At 65.2% G+C, this 4169-nt stretch carries 5 protein-coding genes and 1 pseudogene; 1 reads left to right on the top strand and 5 read right to left on the bottom strand.

The genetic code is table 11. From position 1 onward, the window contains the following. The 5 genes from WCE35_RS17735 to WCE35_RS17715 form a co-directional block, all read right to left on the bottom strand. Positions 1 to 120 (bottom strand): anti-sigma factor family protein (locus WCE35_RS17735; protein ID WP_424594632.1); only part of this gene is annotated, 120 nt, incomplete at its 3' end. Beyond that, complete coding sequence (locus WCE35_RS17730) at positions 117 to 677, bottom strand: sigma-70 family RNA polymerase sigma factor (protein ID WP_424594631.1); 561 nt, start codon at positions 675 to 677, stop codon at positions 117 to 119. The genes WCE35_RS17735 and WCE35_RS17730, both read right to left, overlap by 4 nt. Before the next feature lie 91 nt (positions 678 to 768). Continuing rightward, positions 769 to 1107, bottom strand: a complete 339-nt coding sequence (locus WCE35_RS17725) for a cupredoxin domain-containing protein (RefSeq protein WP_424594630.1) — start codon at positions 1105 to 1107, stop codon at positions 769 to 771. 14 nt (positions 1108 to 1121) lie between these two features. After that, entirely contained in the window at positions 1122 to 2060 is a 939-nt protein-coding gene (locus tag WCE35_RS17720; protein ID WP_424594629.1) for a metallophosphoesterase family protein, read from the bottom strand. A gap of 133 nt (positions 2061 to 2193) precedes the next feature. Further along, positions 2194 to 3810, bottom strand: coding sequence for a GMC family oxidoreductase (locus WCE35_RS17715; RefSeq protein WP_424594628.1), 1617 nt, complete (start codon positions 3808 to 3810; stop codon positions 2194 to 2196). Between the two features lie 145 nt (positions 3811 to 3955). Here WCE35_RS17715 and WCE35_RS17710 point away from each other — a divergent pair. After that, a pseudogene (locus WCE35_RS17710) lies at positions 3956 to 4169 on the top strand (amidohydrolase); the annotation flags it as partial.

Here is a 4169-nt window from a genome sequence, read left to right as displayed (position 1 = left end):
CAGCAGCGCCGCGCAATGCGGGCAGCCGGCGATGTGGGTTTCGACCTCGTGCGCGTGCCCGGCATCGAGCTCGCCGTCGATCAGCGCATGAACAAGGATTTCAGCTTCCTCGCAGGTCATTTCGGTTGCTCCAGTTCCGCCGTCCATGCCGACCGCAGCATGGCGCGGGCGCGCGCGAGACGGGACATCACGGTACCGACGGGCACGTCGGCGACCTCGGCGATCTCGCGGTACGAAAGGTTGTTGATTTCACGCAGCACGAAAGTCTCCCGGAAGGGTTCGGTGAGCGCGGCCACCAGCCGGCGGACGGTGTCGCCATCAAGGCGGCGCAGCATCTGCGCTTCCGGCGTTTCCTGCGCCTCGTGCCAGAGCGGGGTCTGTTCGGCGCTTTCGGGCACGTCCTCGATCGCGCTGGTTGGCGTGGTCGCGCGCCTTGCATATTCGGCGCGACAGACATTGCGCAGGATCGCGAACAGCCATGGCTTCATCGCCGGCCCGCGATAGCTGTCGAAATGCCTGAAGGCGCGCAGATAGCATTCCTGCACCGCGTCCTCGGCGTCGGCGGCATTGCGCAGCAGATAGCGTGCCAGCGTATAGGCATCGTCCAGATAGGGCAGCGCCGCTTCGCGAAAGCGCCGCGTCTTGTCGGGATCGCCATTGGACGTCTTGACCGGCATCGCCTGTTGCCCGATTTCCGCGGCGTATGATCGTGCCCGGCCGGGCTCAACCCACCGGCCGGGCAGGGTTGTGATGCCTTGGTCTGGCGCGCTACTCAACCTTGATTATCCCGGTCATATGCGGGTGCAGCGAACAAAAATACTTGTAATCGCCGGCTGCCGCGAACGTGAACGAAAAGCTGTCGTCGGTATCCAGCGTTTTCGACCTGAACTTGCCGGCGGCGACCACCGTATGCGGGATGTCGTCGCGGTTCTTCCAGGTGACGGTGGTGCCGACCTTCACCGTGAGCTGCGCCGGCTCAAAGGTGAAATTGTCGATCATCACCGTCGTGTCCTCGGCGCGTGCGGCGGAGGCGTGCAGGATCATTGCCGCGGCGATGGCGATGGCAAAATGTTGCACGCCAGGGCCGCGGAGGGTTGCCGATATCATCTTGAAAATTCCCTTCAGCCCTGCAGCGGCGAGTCGATGATGGCGAGGCGCTGATCGCCCTGCTTGAAGTTGATGCTGGCGACGCCGAGCAGGGTGCGGAGCTTGCTGTCTTCGACCTTCATCGGTCCCGGCGAGGGGGCGGTGCCGGGCGCCGGCTGCGGGAAGGCGGTCGAGCGCGCGGTGTGGAAGGTGATGTTGCCTTCGACCTTCTGCATCACCTGATGGATATGGCCGTTCAGCACCGTCACCGAGCCAAAGCCCTTGAGATAGTCCAGCGCGCGGGCGCCGTCCTCGGTGCCCCAGCCCCAGCTCGGATAAACCGTCCACAGCGGGATGTGCGCGAACACGACGATCGGGGTCGATTTCGAGCGTCCCTTGATATCGTCCTCGAGCCATTCGAGCTGGTCATCGCCGAGACTGCCGAGGCCGCCGGCCTTGAGGTTCACGACGTTGACGAGACCGATGAAGTGGACGCCGCCGGCGTCGAACGAATACCAGCCGGCGCCCTTGGTGCCGCGGCCGTAGCGTTCCTTGTAGAGCTTGACCTCTTCGTCGATGAAGTCGTGCTCGCCCGGCACGTAATGCACGTCGAGCCTGGCCTGCGAGATGATGCGCTCGGCGTTGTCGAATTCGGCAGCCTTCGACAGATGGGTGATGTCGCCGGTATGGATCATGAAGGACGGTTTTGTCGGCATCGCCTTGATCTTGTTGATGGCTTCCTCCAGCGTGCCGATCGCGTTGGGATTGGCGGGCTTGTCGAAGCCGATGTGGCTGTCGCTGATCTGCAGGAAGGTCATTCCGGCCGGCTCGGCGGCCTGCGCGGAGCCGACAATTCCAAGCGAACGGGGCACGCCGCCCGAAATGGTCCAGAGCACGCCGGTGCCGGCCCAGGTCATGCATTCCAGCACGCGGCGGCGGCTGACGCCGCGTTCTTCGTCAATATGGTCGCTCATGGCAAATCTCCGTGGACCCCTGATTGGGTGTGTGGAGACGTGATCGGGCGAGGCCGGGGTTTATTCCCGGTGCTGGGGAACCATGGGCCGGAGCGATGACGATTTCGTGAGCCTGGTGTTCTACCGGCGCCGGCTATCGCGACTCCTCGAGGATCATCGCCGCGCCCTTCTCGGCGATCATCGCCGTCGGCGTATTGGTATTGCCCGAGGTGATCGTCGGCATCACAGAGGCATCGGCGACGCGAAGTCCGGCGAGGGCGTGAACGCGCAGCCGCTCATCGACCACGGCAAGCGGATCGCTGGTCGTTCCCATCTTCGCAGTGCCGACCGGATGGAAGATGGTGGTGCCGATATCGCCGGCGGCTTTCGCCAGCGACGCATCGTCGTCGCCGACGGCGGGACCGGGCAAATATTCCTGCGGGCGATAGCGCGCCAGCGCTGCCTGCTTCATCAACCGCCGCGTGGCGCGGATGGCGTCGGCGGCGACCTCGCGGTCTTCCGCCGTCGACAGATAATTCGGCGCGATCGAGGGCGCCTCGTCCGCTTGCGCGGAACCGATGCGCACGGTGCCGCGCGAGGTCGGCTGCAGATTGCAGGCGCTCACGGTGATCGCCGGGAAACGGTGCAGCGGATCGCCGAACTTGTCGAGCGACAGCGGCTGCACGTGGAACTGGATATTGGCGCGCGCGCGGCGCGGATCCGAGCGGGTGAAGATGCCGAGCTGCGACGGCGCCATGGTCAGCGGGCCGCGGCGGCGGAAGGCATAATCGAGGCCCATCAGGCCGCGCCGGAACAGCGAATGATAGGTCTCGTTCAGCGTGCGAATGCCATGAACCCTGAAGATCGCGCGCTGCTGCAGATGGTCCTGCAGGTTGCGCCCGACGCCCTGCCGGTCGAGCGCGACCTCGATGCCGAGCGGCTTGAGCCAGTCCGAAGGCCCGATGCCGGAACGGTGCAGCACCTGGATTGATCCGATCGAGCCGGCGCACAGGATGACTTCGCCTCTGGCGCGGGCCTCGACGATGTCGGTGCCCTGGATGAAACGCACGCCGGCGGCGCGGCCGTTCTCGACGATCAGGCGATCGACCAGCACGTTTTTTTCCAGCCGCAGATTGGCGCGGTTCAGCACCGGCTTGAGAAAGCCGCGCGCCGACGACCAGCGCCGTCCGCGCTTCTGGTTGACGTGGAAATAGCCGACGCCCTCATTGTCGCCGGTGTTGAAATCCGGAACTTTGCGGATGCCCATCTGTTCGGCGGCATCGCCGACGGCGTCGAGAATTTTCCACGACAGCCGCGGCGCCTCGATCCGCCAGCCGCCGCCGGTGCCATGGTGTTCGCTTTCCCCGAGAAAATGATCTTCCAGCCGCCGGAAGTGCGGCAGCACGTCGTCATAGCCCCAGCCGGTGAGGCCGAGCTGGCGCCAATGGTCGTAATCGGCGGCCTGGCCGCGCATCGAGATCATGGCGTTGATGGCGGAGGAGCCGCCGATCACCTTGCCGCGCGGGTAGGCCAGCGAGCGGCCGTTGAGGCCGGCTTCCGGCTCGGTCCGAAACATCCAGTCCGAGCGGGGATTGCCGATCGCAAACAGGTAGCCGACCGGGATGTGAAACCAGATCCAGTTGTCGTTGCCGCCGGCTTCCAGAATCAGCACGCGGGTCTTGGGATCGGCCGACAGCCGGTTGGCCATGATGCAGCCGGCGGTGCCCGCGCCGACGACGATATAGTCGAAATCACCTTCAAGCCGCTTCATCGGTTATCACCACACCGCCCGCCGGGGCCTGCCGCTGCCTTAACCTCGCCCTCGGCCGCTGTACAGCCGCCCCGGGGCTGTTGGGCCGCGCGCCCCTTACATGCTACACAGGGCAAAACCGTCCAACCCGAAACCGAGCATTGCCATGCCCATCGTCAACCGCGTCGCCGATCTGCAACCCGATATCCAGGCCTGGCGCCGCGACATCCATGAAAATCCGGAACTGCTCTATGACGTGCACCGCACTGCATCATTCGTGGCGGACCGGTTGCGGGAATTCGGCTGCGACGAGGTGGCGACGGGTCTCGGCCAAACCGGCGTCGTCGGCGTCATCAAGGGCCGCAAGGCCGCCGGCAAGG

The organism is Bradyrhizobium sp. (assembly GCF_049691595.1).
GTDB lineage: Bacteria > Pseudomonadota > Alphaproteobacteria > Rhizobiales > Xanthobacteraceae > Bradyrhizobium.
The sequence above is the reverse complement of the archived record's forward strand: the minus strand, read 5'-3'. Positions and strand labels throughout refer to the sequence as shown.

Coding starts and splice junctions, on each gene's coding strand:
- WCE35_RS17730 (WP_424594631.1), bottom strand. CDS start 677: ATGCCGGTCAAGACGTCCAATGGCGATCCCGACAAGACGCGGCGCTTT.
- WCE35_RS17725 (WP_424594630.1), bottom strand. CDS start 1,107: ATGATATCGGCAACCCTCCGCGGCCCTGGCGTGCAACATTTTGCCATC.
- WCE35_RS17720 (WP_424594629.1), bottom strand. CDS start 2,060: ATGAGCGACCATATTGACGAAGAACGCGGCGTCAGCCGCCGCCGCGTG.
- WCE35_RS17715 (WP_424594628.1), bottom strand. CDS start 3,810: ATGAAGCGGCTTGAAGGTGATTTCGACTATATCGTCGTCGGCGCGGGC.